At 69.0% G+C, this 17922-nt stretch carries 6 protein-coding genes; all 6 read right to left on the reverse strand.

What is annotated here, in order from left to right; all coding sequences use genetic code 11:
• Position 1 precedes the first annotated feature (1 nt).
• Entirely contained in the window at positions 2-445 is a 444-nt protein-coding gene (gspG, locus tag AC5P76_RS17470; protein WP_053520019.1) for a type II secretion system major pseudopilin GspG, read from the reverse strand.
• A gap of 48 nt (positions 446-493) precedes the next feature.
• Positions 494-1714 carry a type II secretion system protein XpsF gene (gene xpsF / locus AC5P76_RS17475; protein ID WP_128989078.1) on the reverse strand — a complete coding sequence of 407 codons (1221 nt, stop codon included), beginning with the start codon at positions 1712-1714 and terminating at the stop codon, positions 494-496.
• 24 nt (positions 1715-1738) lie between these two features.
• The gene (gspE, locus tag AC5P76_RS17480) at positions 1739-3460 is read right to left on the reverse strand and encodes a type II secretion system ATPase GspE (protein WP_495222795.1); all 1722 of its coding nucleotides are present in this window, start codon (positions 3458-3460) and stop codon (positions 1739-1741) included.
• A 140-nt stretch (positions 3461-3600) separates the two neighbouring features.
• Positions 3601-5454, reverse strand: coding sequence for a S8 family peptidase (locus tag AC5P76_RS17485; RefSeq protein ID WP_164151726.1), 1854 nt, complete (start codon positions 5452-5454; stop codon positions 3601-3603).
• Between the two features lie 158 nt (positions 5455-5612).
• Positions 5613-13145 (reverse strand): ESPR-type extended signal peptide-containing protein, encoded by a 7533-nt coding sequence (locus AC5P76_RS17490; RefSeq protein ID WP_495222796.1) that lies wholly within the window; start codon positions 13143-13145, stop codon positions 5613-5615.
• Between the two features lie 441 nt (positions 13146-13586).
• Positions 13587-17471, reverse strand: a complete 3885-nt coding sequence (gene purL / locus AC5P76_RS17495) for a phosphoribosylformylglycinamidine synthase (RefSeq protein WP_253119441.1) — start codon at positions 17469-17471, stop codon at positions 13587-13589.
• Between the last annotated feature and the right edge of the window lie 451 nt (positions 17472-17922).

Raw genomic sequence — 17922 nt, forward strand, 5'->3', positions numbered from 1 at the left:
CTTACGGCTGGTAGCGGATGTCGGCATCGACGCTGCTGCCACCGGCCTTGCCGTCCTTGCCCAGGCTGATCAGCTCATACGGCTGGCCTTCGCCGGGTGCGCGGTACTCCAGCGCGTGCCCCCACGGATCGTTGAGGTCGGCCGGCTTGGCGTACGGGCCGAGCCAACCGCCAACGCCGGCCGGTGCGGTCACCAGATCGGTGAGCGCGCCCGGCAGCTTGCCGGTATCGATCTGGTAGTTGTCGATCTTGGATGCCACGGTCTGCACCTGCGCCTTGGCGATGTTGGCCTTGCCCCGGTCGGCACCGCCCAGCACGCGGCTGGCCACCAGGGTCAGCACCGCGCCGATCAACACGATGACGATGATGATCTCCAGCAGGCTCATGCCCGACTGGTGCCGCGCGGCGGTGAAGGACAGGCGGATGGGTCGACGGTTAGCGATCATGATCGGTCCTTTCGGTTGCGTTGGGTCGAAGTGCGGAAGAGTCCATCGTCAACCGATGGCATTGGTCAGGTCGTACAGCGGGACCAGCACGGCGACGATGACCGCACCGACCACCGAAGCCAGCACCAGGGTGATCGCCGGGACCATCGCCGCCAGCAGGCGATCGATGCGCCGGGCGCTGTCCTGCTCGAAGGTATCCGCGGCCTTCAGCAGCATGGTATCCAGCGCGCCGGATTCCTCGCCGACCTGGATCATCTGCAGGGCAAGCCGCGGAAAGCGCTTGCCGCGCGACAGTGCCAGCGACAGGCCTGCACCGTTCTTGACCTCGTCGGCGGCGGTATCCACGTCGGCTGCCAGCGCGCGATTGCCCAGTACGTTGCGGGCGATGCCCAGCGCACCCAGCAGCGGCACACCGTTACGCAGCAGCGTCCCCAGCGTGCGCGCCAGCCGTGCGGTTTCCAGCTCGCCGAGCAGGCGGCCGATGCTGCGCCGTTGCAGCAGCCAGCCGTCGAGGGCCAGGCGGAAGGCCGGCTGCCGCAGCTTGCGCTCGAACAGCAGGGCCAGCACGCCCGGTACCACCAGCAGCAGGATCCACCAGTCGCGCACGAACAGGCCCAGCTGCAGCACGGCATTGGTGAACCACGGCAGCGCCACGTCCAGGCTCTCGTACATCTGCGCGAACTGCGGCACGACGTAACCCAGCAGGAACAGCAGCGCGCCGCCCACCACCACCAGCAGGATGGCCGGGTAGACCAGCGCATTGATCACCTTGCCCTGCAGCGCACGCGCGCGCTCAAGGTAATCGGCCAGCCGCTGCAGTGTCTCATGCAGGCTGCCGCCGGCCTCGCCGGCACGCACCATGTTCACGTACAGGCGCGAGAACAGGCCATGCTGGCGCTCCAGCGCGGTCGACAGCGGCGCACCACCGCGCACCACGTCGCGGATGTCGGTGATCGCACGACGCGAGCGCTCGTCCTCGGGCAGGCCCAGCAGGATCGACAGCGCGCGATCCAGCGGTTGGCCGGCACCGAGCAGGGTCGCCAGTTGCTGGGTGAACTGCAGCAGCGCCGGGCCCTGCAGCGGGCGCTGGTGGAACAGGTTGCGCCAGTTGCCCCCCCCGATGGAGCCCGCATCGGCCAGCTGGGTTTCCATCGGCAGATGCCCCTGGTCCTGCAGGCGCGCGATCAGGTCGGCCTCGCTGGCCGCTTCCATCTGCCCGTCGAAGATCTCGCCATGCGGATTGAGGGCCTTGTAGCGGTAGTTCGGCATGTCAGCCCCGGGCTCCGGCGCGCATCAGCTCTCCTCCGTCACACGCAGGACTTCCTCGATGGTCGTCTGCCCGGCAAGAGCCTTGGCCAGGCCATCCTCGTACATGGTGCGCATGCCGCCTTCGCGCGCGATGCGCTCCAGCTCGCCCATGCCATCGCGGCGCATCACCGCGCGCCGCAGCGCGTCGTTCATCACCAGGAATTCCATGATGGTGGTGCGGCCCAGGTAGCCGGTCGGTGCCAGTGCCGAGGGGCGCGGCCGGTACAGGTGAATCGCCCCCTCCGGCTGCAGGCGGCGCAGCTCGAAACGATCGATCTCTTCCGGTGACGCCGGGTAGCGCTCGGCGTGGGTCGGTTCCAGGCGGCGCACCAGACGCTGCGCGAGGATGCCGTTGATGGTGGAGGTCAGCAGATAGTCCTCCACACCCATGTCGAGCAGCCGGGTGATGCCACCGGCGGAATTGTTGGTATGCAGGGTGGACAGCACCAGATGGCCGGTCAGCGCCGACTGGATCGCGATGCGCGCGGTCTCCAGATCGCGCATTTCGCCGATCATGATGATGTCCGGATCCTGGCGCACGATGCTGCGCAGCGCATTGGCGAAGTCCAGGCCGATCTGCGGCTTGGCCTGGATCTGGTTGATGCCTTCGATCTGGTACTCGACCGGGTCTTCGACCGTGATGATCTTGACATCGGCGGTATTGAGCTGGCTCAACGCGGTGTACAGCGTCGTGGTCTTGCCCGAACCGGTCGGGCCGGTCACCAGCAGGATGCCGTGCGGCTGCTCCAGGACCTTGCGGAACTGCGGCAGGAATGCATCGGTGAAGCCAAGCCGATGGAAATCGAACACCACGGTTTCGCGGTCAAGCAGGCGCATCACCACGCTCTCGCCGTGTGCGGTCGGTACCGTGCTGACGCGAAGGTCCAGCTCCTTGCCCTGCACGCGCAGCATGATGCGGCCGTCCTGCGGCAGGCGGCGCTCGGCGATGTTGAGCCGGGCCATGATCTTGATGCGGCTGATGACCGCGGCGGTCAGGTTGGCGGGTGGGCTCTCGCCCTCCACCAGCACGCCATCGACGCGGTAACGGACCTTCAAACGGCTTTCGAAGGGCTCGACATGGATGTCCGAGGCACGCAGTTCCACCGCGCGCTGGATCACCAGGTTGACCAGGCGGATCACCGGCGCTTCCGAGGCCAGGTCACGCAGATGCTCGATGTCGTCCACCGCGCCGCCTTCACCATCGGCGGTTTCCACGATCGCCCCCATGGCGCTGCGGCCCTGGCCGAACCAGCGCTCGACCAGATCGTCGATCTCCGCCCGCATGCCCAGCACCGGCGTGACCGGCACGCCCAGGGCCAGCTGCACGGCCTGCTGCGGGTAGACATCGTGGGCATCGGCCAACCACAGCCGTACGCCGTGTTCATCCAGCGCCAGCGGGCAGACGTGGAACTGCTTGAGGAAGCGCAGCGACAGCGGCAGGCCTTCGGCGAGGGACTGCGGCGGCGTCTCGGGCACCTGCTTGCCTTCCAGCAGTGGCAGGCCCAGCACATCCGCGCTGGCCTGCGCCTGGTCCCGCTCGGACACCAGTCCCAGGCGCACCAGCAGGCCGAGCAGGCTGCCGCCGGCCTCGGCATGCAGCGGCCGCGCCCGGGCCAGGTCTCCTTCCTTGAGCCGCCCACGCGCCAGCAGCGCATCCAGGATGCGGCTCTCGGCGTCGTCGGCAGTGGTTGCAGCGAGCGCGTTCACGTGACTCTCCTGTCGATCGGCCCGACTTTAGCAGTTAAGCCGTGGTTTCCGCCGCCATCGCGCCGCCTTTCGAAAAATGACAACGCCCGCCACCGCGGGGTGACGGGCGTCGCCAGTTCATCTACGACAGTGCGATGGCATTACTGCGTGGCGAGGATGGTCACCCCGCTGTAGGCGGCTTCACCCACCACCTTGACGTAGTACGTGCCGGCCACCGGCTTGTTGACGCGCACGGTTTCGGCGTTGCCCGCACGCGTGGACTTGGCGTCGTTGTCGCTCGCGCTGGGCTCGCGGCCCTGGGCCAGGTACACCGACACGTTGCCACTGCCACCGTAGGTGATCACGCTCAGCGATTTGCCCGCCACCGCTTCGAAGCTGTACAGGGCACTGCCGCCGGTCGCACCGGACAGGCCGCCGACAGCGACCTTGTTGGTCAGCGGCGTGGCTACCGGGCCGCAGTCCTCGGTGCACGGTTCCTCCAGCGCCTTGGCCAGTGCGGCCTTGGCGTCGACGATGCCGGTACCGATCGGGGTCGCCGACGGGATGGCCACCGGGAACGGGCGTGCGGTTTCCTTGAGCAGGGTACGCATGGCTGCCGGAGCCAGCGGCTCCTTGCCATCGGCGATCAACGCGCTCTGCACCAGTGCCGCCACCGCCGCGACGTGCGGCGAGGCCATCGAGGTTCCGCCCTTGCCCATGTAGGTATAGCTGCCCGAGTCCGGCGTAGTGGCCGCGTCGGAACCGGCCTGCCAGACATAGCCACCCGGATTGCCGTCCACGCTGCCGCCACCACCAGGGCCGGAAAGATCGACGCGGGTGCCGTAGTTGGAGTAGTAGGTGATGCCGCCGGTGATACGGGTGGCTCCCACCGTCACCACGCCATCGCAGCTGGCAGGGCGGTAATTGGACGCATTGTCCGTCTCGTTGCCGGCGGCCACCACGACCGTGGTGCCGCGCGAGATCGCGCCATTGATCGCATCCTGGTAGGTGCCGCCGCAGCTGCCGCTGCCGCCCAGGCTCATGTTGATGATCTCGGCCGGGTTGGCATTGGCCGGAATGCCGGCCACGGTGCCGCCGGAGGCCCAGGTAATGGCATCGGCGATATCGGAAAGGTAGCCACCGCACTTGCCGAGCACGCGGACCGGCAGCACCTTGGCCTTGTGCGCGACACCGGCCATGCCGACGCCGTTGTTGGTCTGCTCGGCCACGGTGCCGGCAACGTGCGTGCCGTGCCAGGAGCTGTCATCGGCCAGCGAGCCGGTGTAGCACTCGTTGTCGTTCTCGACCCAGTCGCCATAGTCCAGCGCACCGGGTACCCGCTCGTTGGTGGGGCGGCGCGAGGTCTCGGCATCGCTGATGAAGTCGTAGCCTTCCAGCAGGTTACCGACCAGATCCGGGTGCTGCGGCAGGATGCCGGTGTCGAGCACCGCCACCACCACGCCCTCGCCCTGCGAAACATCCCAGGCTGCCGGCGCGTTGATGCCGCCGGTCGCGTTGTGCAGGTGCCACTGGTACTGCTGGTAGTACTGGTCGTTCGGCACCAGCGCCGGCTGCACATCGCCCGCACGCAGTTCGCTGCGGCGCAGCTTCACGTCGGCCTCGGCGTACTGCACCGCCGGATCAGCCTTCAGCTCCTTCAGCACGCGCTGCAGTTCAGCCGGGGCCAGACGGCCCTGCAGGCGGATCACATCGGCGCCGACGCCGAGCTTGCGCACGACCTGCGGGCCCAGGGTACTGGCGCGCGCAGTGCCGCCGGACAGGCTGGCGCGGGTCAGCGCCGACTGCACCGTGGACAGCTTGGCCGAACGATCCAGCGCAGCGGCCGTGCCGGCGCGGTACTTGACGATGATGCGGTCGGTGCCCGGCTGTGCGGTGCGCGCCTGGCGTGCCGGTTCCTGCGTCGGCAACCCGGCGGCATGGACGGCACCTACCGCGGTCATCGACAGCACGGCGGCGGCAAGCACGTTGATGCGAAGGTTCTGCTTCTTGATCACGTCGAAATTCCTCTTCTGGGTCATGGATCGAACCAACACTGCGGCCATCATTCCTTGACGACTCCCGGCCGGCCCAGCCGGGATTGCCGTGACCTCCCCCCAGGCCCTCGTTGCGGGTATTGCGCCGGCGTGGGTGGCCGCCGGCGCGATGGAGTGGCTTACCAGCCGAAGCCGGCGCCAACGCCGACCGAGCTGTCGTCGCTGCTGAAGGCACCGCCGAAGGTGACCGTGGCGCGGTCGCTGATTGCACGCTGGTAACCCAGCGACAACGCCGACTCGCCGCCCTGGAAGCCGACACCGACGCCGACCCGGTTCTGGGTACGGATGCCGGCGGCGCTGGTGGCCATGTTGAGCATCGCCGCGCTCATCGCGCCCTGACGATCGATGCGACGGTCCATATGACGCAGGCGGCCATCGACTTCGCCCTTGAACACATCGAAGCTGTCGGTCACGGCCTTCACCTGGCCATCGGTGTAGCTGTTGGCCGTGGCGACACCACGGTCCAGCTGCCCCTTGTTGACCGCGTCGGTGGCAGCGCTGCCGGCCGCGACATTGGTGACCTGGCGCTCGTTGCCTTCGCTGCCGACAGAGACGGTGTTGGCACGATCGGCAACCGAGCCCTGGCCCAGCGCCACGGCGTTGGCGGCCGTCGCACTGGCCCCCTGGCCGATGGCCGTGGACGACGCGCCGCTGGCAACGGCGCCCTCTCCCACGGTGACCGCGTTGAAACCCGCTGCCGGTGTGCCGACCGGGATGCCCGAGCCCGCTGCGGCGGCGGTCGGCGCGCCCTGTACCCGGGCGCTGCTGGCAGTGGCCACGTCGGGGACGGCATCGACGCTGGCCGGTTGCGCGGCCAGGTTGGCGGCGCCCCCCTCCAGCGGCGTGCTGGTCGAACGCAGGCTGGCGGTGCGGGAGCGGTTCGCCCCCCCGGTGCGCTGGTCAATCTCGCTGACCTTGCGGTCCAGTGCGCCAAGGGCATCGCCGACATTGCTGTAGCTGGCGCCCTGGATCACGTAGTTCGGCGCGACGAACACGCCCTGCATGCCGACACTGGCGCCACCGCCGAGGAAGCTGGCGGCATCGCTGAGCGACTGGAACAGCTGGCCGCCATTGATCGCCTGGCGACTGCCTGCGGCGATGCTGCCGGCGCCGACATTGTCGATCGTGGTGCCCTCGATGCCGGCCAGGGTCAGCCGGTCGCGGCTGGCGTCGTCATAACCGACCGCATTGGCAGTGGACGTTTCCACGGTCGCGATACGCGAATCGAAATCGCCGACCCGGGTTTCCACCGCACCGACGCGCTGGTTGGTGACGTTGAGCTGCGAACCGGTGACCGCGTCGCTGCTGCCTGCGGCGATGCGACCGTCGGCGACGTTGACGATGCGGCGCGTCGCCGGACCATCGGTACCGTTGCCACCGCCGACGGACACCACATTGGCGTCCAGCGCGCGCGCGCCACTGCCCAGCGCCACCGAGTTCGCACCGGTCGCGCCGGCGTTGGCGCCGACGGCCAGCGCCGCATTGCCGATGGCGCTGGCACTGCTGCCCAGCGCATTGCTGCGGTTGCCGCTGGCACTGGCACCGGAACCGACGGCGACCGCGTTGCTGCCCGTGGCGCTGGCGGTCCCGGTACCGGTCGCACGGAAGTGGCGGCCGGTGGCATCGGCGGGGGCCGCCACCACATCCAGCTGGCCCTTGTTCACCGCATCGGTCGCCTGGGTACCGGCCGCGACATTGGTGACCTGGCGGTTGATCGCGCTGTGGGTAACGCCCGCCGCATCAACCCAGTCCTGCGCCGCACCGACCGATACCGCGTTGGCACGATCCGCCAGCGATCCGGCACCCAGCGCGACGCTGTTGTCGGCGGCCTTGGTCGTCCAGGTGTTGCTGCCCAGCACCGTGGCATTGGTTGCCTGCGCGTAACTGTTGTAGCCGACCACGGTGGCCCCGTCCTCGGTCGCCCACGCCTCGCTGCCGATGGCGGTAGTGTGCTGACCGCTGCCGACGCTGTTGGCATCCTGCCCGGCCAGTGCGTTGAAGCCCACCGCCACGCCATTGAGGCCGGTGGCCGCGTTGTTGCCGAGCGCGGTACCGTACTCGCCGGCGCGTGCCTGTACGCCGAAACCCGCACCGGCGATCTGCGCGGTGGTGCCCTGGCCGACCGCCGTGGCGACGTCGGCCGCCTGCGCGCCACTGCCCAGGGCCGTGCCGAAGAAGCTGGACGTGGCACCCGCACCGTAGGCTGTGGACTGCCAGCCATTGGCATAGGCGAAGTTGCCGACCGCAGTCGCTTCGCGACCGTCGGCCGTGGCCCCGTAACCGACGGCGGTGGCGGCCAGGCCGCTGGCCTGGGCGATGCCACCTACCGCAACGGCACCGATGCCCTCCGCTTCCGACTGCGCGCCCAGGGCGACGCTGGCCGGCCCGGCGCTGCTGCTCTGCGCACCGAGGGCGATCGCGCCGCCAGCGGTACTGCTGGCGCTGTTGCCGATGGCCACGCCATCCTCACCCGTCGCCACCGCGTTGAAGCCCACGGCAGCGGCATTGGCGGCGACCGCCGTCGCACCACTGCCCAGTGCGGTGGCACCGTTGCCGATCGCGTTGGCCGCTTCGCCGGCGGCCAGCGCGTTGTCACCTTCCACATAGGCGCCGGCGTCGCTGTCGGCACTGCCACTGGCCTGGAAGTAGCGGCTGGTGTTCTCAGCCACCGACGCCACGGCGTCCAGCTGGTTCTTGTTGACCGCATCGGTGCCTTCGGTACCTGCCGCCACGTGAGTCACCTGGCGCTCGCTGCCGGCACTGCCGACGGCCACGCTGTTGGCGCGGTCGGCAACGGAACCCGCACCCAGTGCGACGCTGTTCGCAGCATTGGCGGTGGCGCTGGCACCGAGTGCGGTGGAATCGGCCGCGTCGGCCCACGAGTTCCAGCCGATGGCGGTGGCGTAGTCGTCGGTGGCCCATGCACCCGCACCGAACGCCGCGGCGCCGTAGCCGCTGGCGCGGGCCGGGATCAGACCGAAGAAGGTGCTGCCGCCGATGGCGACGCTTTCATCGCCGCTGGCTTCACTGGAATCACCCATGGCCACCGCGCTGGCGCCGCTGGCCGTGGCAAACACGCCCGTCGCAGTACTGTTGGCCCCGCTGGCGATCGTGCCGTAACCCAGTGCAGAACCGAGACGACCACTGGCTTCGCTGTAACCACCGACCGCCGTGGTGCCATCGGCCGACGCCGCGCTGCGGAAGCCGCTGGCCAGCGACTGCGCACCGCTGGCCAGCGCCTCCGAGCCATTGGCGGTGCTGTACACCGCCGTGGCCTGTGCACCCGCGCCGGTCGCCGTGCTGCCGATCTCGCTGGCAACCGCACCGTTGCCCAGTGCCGCACTGTTTTCACCCGTGGCCTGTGCGTTGCTGCCCACCGCTGCGGCATTGCTGCCGCTGGCCAGGCTGTCCAGGCCTACGGCGGTGGCACTGGCGGCGACCGCCGTCGCACCACTGCCCAGTGCGGTGGCACCGTTGCCGATCGCGTTGGCCGCTTCGCCGGCGGCCAGCGCGTTGTCACCTTCAACGTAGGCGCCGGCGTCGCTGTCGGCACTGCCACTGGCCTGGAAGTAGCGGCTCGTGTTCTCGGCCACCGATGCCACGGCGTCCAGCTGATCCTTGTTGACCGCATCGGTGCCTTGGGTACCTGCCGCCACGTTGGTCACCTGGCGGGTGTTGCCACCACCACCGACCGATACCGTGTTGTCACGGTCTGCAATCGAATCGGCACCCAGCGCGACGCTGTTGGCGCCGCGCGACTCGGCCGCATTGCCGAGCGCGGTGCTGTTGATGCCCGGCGACCATGCGCCACCACCGACGGCCGTGGAGTAGTTGCCGGACGCCTCGGTGGCGAGAATGCCGAACAACGAGCCGCCGACAGCGACACTATTGGTACCGGTGGCCAAGCTGCCCTGACCGGTGGCCGTGCTGTAGTCGCCGGAGGCTTCCGAGTCGCCGCCCAGCGCTACGCTGTTGGAGCCGGAGGCATTGGCGAAATTGCCGAACGCGGTGGCGTTGAACGCCGAGGCGCTGGCGAAACCGCCGATGGCGGTGCTGTAGCCACCCGTGGCTTCCGCACCGATGCCGAATGCAGCCGAGGCCGTGCCGCTGGCCACGCTCTCGCTGCCGACCGCCGTGGCCGCTTCACCACTGGCGGTGCTGAAGTAGCCCACTGCCGTCGCCTCTTCTGCGGAGGCTTCGGACAGCACGCCGCTGGCGGTGCTGCCGGCGCCACTGGCGATCGAGGCAGCACCGAAGGCCGCGCTCTGTTCACCGCTGGCTTCGCTTTCCGCGCCATGCGCGGTGGCGTACTCGCCGGTCGCCTGTGCGTTGGCACCGATCGCGCTGGCGTTGGCTGCGGTGGCCACGGCATTGAAGCCCAGCGCCTGCGCGTTGTTGGCCAGTGCGTTGGCGCCGCTGCCCAGGGCGATGGCGCCGTCGCCGATGGCGTTGGATGCCTCGCCGGCAGCCAGTGCGTTGTCCCCTTCCACGTAAGCGCCGGCATCGCTGTCGGCACTGCCGCTGGCCTGGAAGTACTTGCCGGTGGTGGATGCTTCCGCCGCGACGGCATCCAGCTGTGCCTTGTTCACCGCATCGGTGGCCTGCGTACCTGCGGCCACGTGGGTCACCTGGCGCTCGTTGCCGGCAGCGCCAACCGCCACGCTGCGGTCACGATCAGCCACCGAGCCTGCACCCAACGCGACCGCGTTGCTGCCGCTGGCGTTGCTGCCGGCACCCAGCGCGATCGCGCTTTCACCGCCGGCCACCGTATTGGTGCCGATGGCGATGCTGTTGACCGTGTTGCCCAGCGCCTGGTAGCCCAACGCCACGCTGTAGTCGCCGTAGCCGAAGGCACCGCGGCCGACGGCGGTGGCGCTGGTGCCGTTGGCCCAGCTGTTGTAGCCGATGGAGGTGGCGCCACTGCCGCTGGCCCATGCTGCATTGCCGAAGGCGGATGCGTTGGTGGCGGTGGCCCATGCGCCCGAACCGAATGCGCTGGCGCCACTGGCGGTGGCCCAGCTGTAGCCGCCGACGGCGGTGCTGTCGTCGCTGCTGGCGAACGCACTGTCGCCCACGGCGACCGCGTAGCTGCCGGTCGCACGCGACTTGCCACCGGCAGCCACGCTGTTGTCGCCGGTGGCTTTGGCCGCGCTGCCGAAGGCATTGCCCGACGCACCCGTTGCCTGCGCACCATTGCCGACGGCGGTGGCATCGGCGCCGGCGGTGGTGCCGACACGTTCTGGTTGACCGTCATCGCCGATGATCGGCTGGTTGTACTGGTCGTAGGCCTGGCCCAGTCCACCGATGGCGACCCCGCCGTTGCCACTGACACTGCTGTTGCGACCGATGGCGACGCTGTCATCGCCCACGGCGGAAGCACCCGCGCCCTGGGCGACGGCACCGGCGCCGATCGCGTTGCTGGACGAACCGGCGGCCACCGCACCCTCTCCCTCGGCAAACGCACCGGCATCGCTGCCGGCTTCCGGCTGGGCCTGGAAGTAATGGGCGGTGGTATCCGCGGTGCTGGCCACGGCGTCCAGCTGCGCCTTGTTCACTGCATCGGTGGCTTCACTGCCGGCAGCGACGCCGGTGATCTGCCGCTCGTTGCCGGCACTGCCCACGGCGACGCTGTTGTCACGGATGGCTTCCGAGTTCGCGCCCAGGGCGACACTGTTGGCGCCGCGCGCCGTGGCGTAGTAGCCGACCGCCGTGCTCTGCGCGCCGCTGGCCCAGGTCTGCGCGCCCAGCGCGCTGGCCCCTTCTCCGGGTGCGTAGGCGAAGTAGCCGATGGCCGTGGCTTCGGCGCCGGAGGCTTCGGTCAGGCTCCCGTTGGCCACGGTCCGGTCACCGCTGGCGATCGCGCCGGCACCCACAGCGGTGGCGGCTTCGCCGCTGGCCTGGGTCTGCACGAAGAAGCCCAGGCCGGGAATCAGGTCAGCCGGGCCACCCACGGCCACGCTGCTGGTGCCGGTCGCGTTGCTCTGGGTGCCGACTGCGGTGGCGTAGTCGCCGATGGCGTTGGCCACCGCGCCGAATGCGGAGGACTGCGCGCCGGCCGCATAGGCACCCACGCCATAGGCGGACGCAGCGAAGCCAGCCGCCTCTGCGCTGGCACCGACCGCAGTGCCGCCGACGCCGGCACTGGTCGCGCCGGTCTCCACCGGCACGCCGCCGTTGGTGATGAGCGGATTGCCGTTCTCGTCCACGGCGGCGCCACCCACCGCGACGCTGCCGGGTCCTGCAGCCTGCGCGTTGTTGCCGAACGCGGCGCTGTTCTGTCCGGCGGCCAGGGCGTTGTTGCCGACCGCCGTGGCGTTCTGCGCGACCGCGGTGGCGCCGGCGCCGACTGCGGTGGTGCCATCGCCGAGCGCGTTGGCCGCTTCACCGGCAGCCAGCGCGTCATCGCCTGCGGCCAGCGCACCGGCGTCGCTGTTGCTGCTGCCGGTGGCCTGGAAACGCTTGGCCGTGGCATCGGCCACGGCCGCGACGTCCCGGAGTTGGCCGACATTGGCCGCATCGGTGTCTTCGGTACCCGCCGCGACACTGGTGATCTGCCGGGTCAGACCGTACTCGGCTGCGCCCACCGATACCGTATCGACCCGGTCGGCCAGCGAGCCGGCGCCCAGCGCCACACTGCCGGTGGCAACCGCTGCCGAGTTCGAACCCAGCGCGGTGCTGTATTCACCCACGGCGGTGCTGAACGCACCGACCGCGATCGATGCTTCATTGGCGGCCGTTGCGCCACGACCCACGGCGGTACTGCCCGGGCCCATGGCCACGGCTCCGCCACCGACCGCCGTTGCGCCGTCCGCACTGGCCTCGGACAACGCGCCCAGTGCGGTCGCTGCGCCGTTCTCGCTGGCCGCAACAGCGCTGGCACCGACGGCGGTATCTCCCAGTCCGAGCGCAACGGCACTCTGGCCGACGACGACGCTGGCATCACCGATGGCCAACGCGTTCTGGCCGAACGCACTGGCGCCCAGACCGGCGGCCACGGCCTGTGTGCCGACGGCCGTAGTGGCGTTGGCCAGCGACTGGCTGCCGCTGCCGACCGCAATCGCGCCCTGCCCTTCGATCTTCGCCGCGTCGCTGTCATCACCGGCGCCGTCGGCCTTGAAGTAGCGACTGCTCTGGGCTGTCGCTTCGGCCAACGCCGCCTGCGTGGCCCGCGCCTGTGCATCCAGCTGCGCCTTGTTCACCGCATCGGTTGCCTCGGTGCCGGCGGCGACGTGGGTCACCTGCCGTTCCTTGCCCGCATCACCGACGGCAACGGTATTGGCACGCGTTGCTTTCGAGCCGGCGCCCAGCGCCACGCTGTTGGCACCGGTTGCACGGCTGCCGGTGCCCACGGCGACCGCATTGGTGCCGGTGGCCGAGGCGCTGCCATCCACCAGGCACTTGTCGACGATCGAGCTGTTGAGCACCACGCAGTTGGCGTTGCCGCCGATCTCCACCGACTGTGCAGAGGCGACGCCGGTCATGCCCAATCCCAGTGCCAGCGCCAGTGCGGCAGCCAGTACAAAGGGCCTGGCCTGTGTCGCATCGCGGCGTTGGTCGACGACCCCGCCGCAACTGTCGGACGAGGCCAGTTCCGAGGCCACGACCAACTGACCCAGTGCTTTGTTCCAGACCTTGCGATAAATCCGATTCATCGGTACGGCTCCTGATTGGACTGGTTTTGGGCAAAGCAACGCCACCGCCGGACCTTCTGGTCCAACGTCCCCTGGGGGCGTTTATTCGCGTGATTTACTGCGGGGTATTGCCGAACGGCGCGCAGCGACAGAAAACCGAGCGCGTGCGCCAAGCGGTTACTGCGGGATGAATGGTTCTGAAACGGGGTTCAAGTGTTAACGGCAACTTTCCATATCGTCAAGACTTTGACACAGCAAATCACATTGCCGTGAAGCAGTTCACTTTTTCACGCGTTTATCAATCCATTTTGTTAGTTGCACGTGACGATTGTCTGGCGCATGGAAATGCATGTAACTCATGGTGGCGACAGGAGTTTCATCCGCGCAAAGAAAAACCCGCCGGCAATGCGGCGGGTTTTTCCATACGCATCGGCATCGACGCCTGCGCGAAGCGGTGCGCGATCAGCCGCACCACACCCGGGCATTGCGGAACATCCGCATCCACGGTGAATCACCCTGCCACTCGGCCGGCGCCCAGCTCAGATTGAGTGCGCGCGGGGTGCGCTCCGGATGCGGCATCATGATGGTGACGCGCCCGTCCGTGCTGGTCAGGCCAGTGATGCCATCCGGTGAGCCGTTCGGATTGAGCGGATACTGCTGGGCGATGGCACCGTTGCCATCGATGTAGCGCAGCGACACGCGCGCAGCGGCCTGGTCGACGGCGTTGTCGAACACCGCCTGGCCTTCGCCGTGCGCCACCGCCACCTGCAGGCGGGAACCGGCCATGCCACGCAGCAGGATCGACGGCGATTCCACTACTTCCAGCAGTGCGGTGCGGGCCTCGAACTGCTCGCTGGCATTGCGGCGGAACTGCGGCCAGTGTTCGGCGCCGGGGATGATGTCCTTCAGCTGGCTCATCATCTGGCAACCGTTGCATACGCCGAGGGCAAAGCTGTCCTGGCGCTCGAAGAACGCGGCAAAGGCATCGCGCAGCGCGCTGCGTTCCAGGATCGAGGTCGCCCAGCCACGGCCGGCACCCAGCACATCGCCGTAGCTGAAGCCGCCACAGGCGACCAGGCCGGTGAAGTCCTGCAGGGCCACGCGGCCCTCGATCAGGTCGCTCATGTGCACGTCGAACGCGCGGAAGCCTGCACGTTCGAAGGCGTTGGCCATCTCGATCTGGCCGTTGACGCCCTGTTCGCGCAGTACCGCCACGCGCGGACGCGCACCGGTGCTGATGAACGGCGCCGCCACATCCTCGTTGAGGTCGAAGCTCAGCTTCGGCTTCAGGCCCGGTGCGTTGAACGCGCGGGCGACATCGCGCTCGGCATCGGCGCTGGCCGGATTGTCGCGACGCTTCTGCATGGCATGGGTGACCGACCACCACGCATCGAACAGCTGCTCCCAGCGCCACTCGGCCAGGTTCTCGCCTGCCAGCGATACGCGCACCACCGGTGCGGTGGTCGGCCTGGCGATGCGCTGCGCGCATTCGGTAAGGGCGTGGCGCTCGACCAGGTCGGCAAAAGCGGCGCGATCTTCGCGGGCGATCTGCACCACCGCACCCAGTTCCTCATTGAACAGGCTGCGGAACGGGTCATCGCCCCACGCGTCGAGGGCGATATCCAGGCCCAGGCGCGAGGTGAACGCCATTTCACACAGCGCGGCGAACGCGCCGCCGTCGCTGCGGTCATGGTACGCACGCAGCAGGCCGGACTGGCGCGCATCCCGGATCAGTTCGAAGAAGGCACGCAGGCGCTGCGGGTCGTCCAGGTCCGGCGCGGCACCGGCGAAGGCCGGCAGCTCGCCGTGGTCGGCGTGCACCTGCGCCAGGATCGAGCCGCCCAGGCGCTGCTTGCCGGCACCGAGACCGATCAGCCACAGCTCGCTGTCGACGTCGCGATCAAGCAGAGGCGTCAGCTGCTGGCGCACATCGGCAACCGGCGCGAACGCCGAGATCACCAGCGACACCGGCGACACGCTCTTGTGTGCCTCGCCCTGGTCATGCCACTGCGCCTGCATGGACAGCGAGTCCTTGCCGACCGGGATGCTGATGTCCAGCTGCGGGCACAGTTCCATGCCCACGGCCTTCACTGCGTCGTACAGCAGCGCGTCTTCGCCCGGATGGCCGGCAGCAGCCATCCAGTTCGCCGACAGCTTGATGCCATCCAGCGCATCCACCGGGGCCGCGCACAGGTTGGTCAGCGCTTCGCCCACGGCCATGCGCGCCGACGCCGCGGCGTCGAGCAGGGCCAGCGGCGTGCGCTCGCCGATCGACATCGCCTCACCGGCCGCGCCATCGAAATCAGCCAGGGTGATGGCTACGTCGGCCACCGGCAGCTGCCACGGGCCGACCATCTGCTCGCGGGCGGTCAGGCCGCCGACGCTGCGGTCACCGATGGTGACCAGGAAGTTCTTCGAGGCGACGGTCGGGTGCGCCAGCACGCGCAGGCCGGCTTCCTGCAGATCCAGGCCACCGGTCTTCAGCGCCGGCCAGCGCGGTGCCGGCGGGTGCGCCGTGTCGCGGTGCATTTTCGGCGGCTTGCCGAACAGCACGTCCATCGGCAGGTCGATCGGTGCGTCGGCGGGAACATGGCCCGGCACCGCGCCGTACGCCACCACCAGATGCTCCTCGGCGGTCGCCACGCCCACGGCGGCGAACGGGCAGCGCTCGCGCGCACACAGCGCGGCAAACTCGGCCAGTCGCTCCTGCGCGACGCCAAGCACGTAGCGCTCCTGCGATTCGTTGCACCACAGCTGCATCGGCGACAACGACGGATCGTCGGTGGGCACCTTGCCCAGGTCGATGATGCCGCCCACGTTCGAATCGTGCAGCAGCTCGGGAATCGCGTTGGACAGACCACCGGCACCGACGTCATGGAAGAACTTGATCGGGTTGTCGGCACCCATCGCCACGCAGCGGTCGATGACTTCCTGGCAGCGGCGCTCCATCTCCGGGTTGTCGCGCTGCACGCTGGCGAAATCCAGGTCTTCGGCGCTTTCACCGGAGGCCACCGAGCTGGCCGCACCGCCACCCAGGCCGATCAGCATCGCCGGACCGCCGAGCACGATGACCGCATCACCGGCCTGCAGCGGGATCTTGTCGACCTGGATACGGTCGATCGCACCGAGGCCGCCGGCCAGCATGATCGGCTTGTCGTACGCACGGACCAGGTCAGCGCCTTCAGGCAGCTCGAAGCTGCGGAAGTAACCGAGCAGGTTCGGGCGGCCGAACTCATTGTTGAACGCAGCGCCGCCGAGCGGGCCGTCGGTCATGATCTCCAGCGCCGGCGCCATCCGCGGATTCAGCGCGCGCGGCGCTTCCCACGGCTGCGGCAGCTCGGGGATGCGCAGGTGCGAGACCGAGAAGCCGGTCAGGCCGGCCTTCGGCTTGCCGCCGCGGCCGGTTGCGCCTTCGTCGCGGATTTCGCCACCGGCACCGGTGGAAGCCCCCGGGAACGGCGCGATCGCGGTCGGGTGATTGTGGGTTTCGACCTTGATCTGGAAGGCGCTGGGCGCCTGCGGCTCGCGGCGGTACTCGCCACTGGCCGGATCCGGACGGTAACGCGACGCCGGATGGCCTTCGATCACCGCAGCGTTGTCGCTGTACGCGCTCAGGGTGTGCTGCGGCGTCTGCTGGTGGGTGTTCTTGATCATGCGGAACAGCGAGCGTTCCTGCGCCTGCCCGTCGATGGTCCAGCTGGCGTTGAAGATCTTGTGCCGGCAGTGTTCGGAATTGGCCTGCGCGAACATCATCAGTTCCACGTCAGACGGGGAGCGCCCCAGCGCGGTGAAGCGCTCGCGCAGGTAGTCGATCTCGTCCTGGGCCATGGCCAGGCCAAGGCGCTGGTTGGCGGCTTCCAGCTGCGCCACCGGAACGCGCTCCAGTTCACCGCGGGCCGGCGCCGAGAACAGGGCCTGGCCCTGCTCGACGTGGTCCAGCACCGACTGTGTCATCGGGTCATGCAGCACCTTCACCAGCGACAGCTGGGTGGCGGCATCGTCCGGCCAGCCCAGCACGTCGATACGCAGGCCGCGCTCGACCCGGCTGACCGGCTGACCGGCCCCGCGGACCAGTTCGGTGGCCTTGCTCGACCACGGCGACAACGTTCCCAGACGCGGCACCACGATGCGGCTGACGGCCCCTTCGGCGACCGTCCCGGCCTGCGGCTGTGCTTCCAGGATGCGGCACAGGGTGGCCTGATCGGGCACGGCCGAGCCTTCCGGCTGCACGAAGTAGACGTGCCAGGCACCACTGATGCGCAGGGAGGGAGCGATGGACTGCAGGCGGGATTCAAGACGTTCGCGGCGGAACGGCGACAGGGCGGGCGCGCCCTCGAGGACCATCATGTCCGGGGAACCGTAGTTGGGAAACGGGCCCGATATTGTACCGGAAGCGGGGGATGGGCTTGGGCCGGGCTGCGCCCGGCACCCGCCGAAGCAACGGCCGAAGCAACAGCAACGTCAAAAGCCGGTTTCCTGCAGGTTGGCGGGGTAGGTCCGGTGGCGGGGGACGCCGTGAACCCGTCCCTGGGGGCTTGGCCGCGGCATCCCTGCCGCGGACACCCCCGCCACCGGACCCACCCCGCCTTCGACGGATTTCCGCGATCTGTATCCGGTCCACGCCATGCGCGGATGCTCCGCGGCAGTGCCGGCCGAATGAAGAGCGAAGCGACCGGCTCTTGCTTTTGATTTTGTTCTGTCTTTCGTGGCTGGCAGCCGCAGGAACCTGTCCGTAGCCGGGTGGGTGGGCTGCGCAGGGGCGTAAGCGCCATGGATGGCGCGCCCGAGCCTACAGGGA

Source organism: Stenotrophomonas sp. YJH_SMC_36 (assembly GCF_059369935.1).

Bases quoted from the DNA above. Each gene is read 5' to 3' on its own strand.
- AC5P76_RS17490 (WP_495222796.1), bottom strand. From the start codon at position 13,145: ATGAATCGGATTTATCGCAAGGTCTGGAACAAAGCACTGGGTCAGTTG.
- xpsF (WP_128989078.1), bottom strand. From the start codon at position 1,714: ATGCCGAACTACCGCTACAAGGCCCTCAATCCGCATGGCGAGATCTTC.
- gspG (WP_053520019.1), bottom strand. From the start codon at position 445: ATGATCGCTAACCGTCGACCCATCCGCCTGTCCTTCACCGCCGCGCGG.
- purL (WP_253119441.1), bottom strand. From the start codon at position 17,471: ATGATGGTCCTCGAGGGCGCGCCCGCCCTGTCGCCGTTCCGCCGCGAA.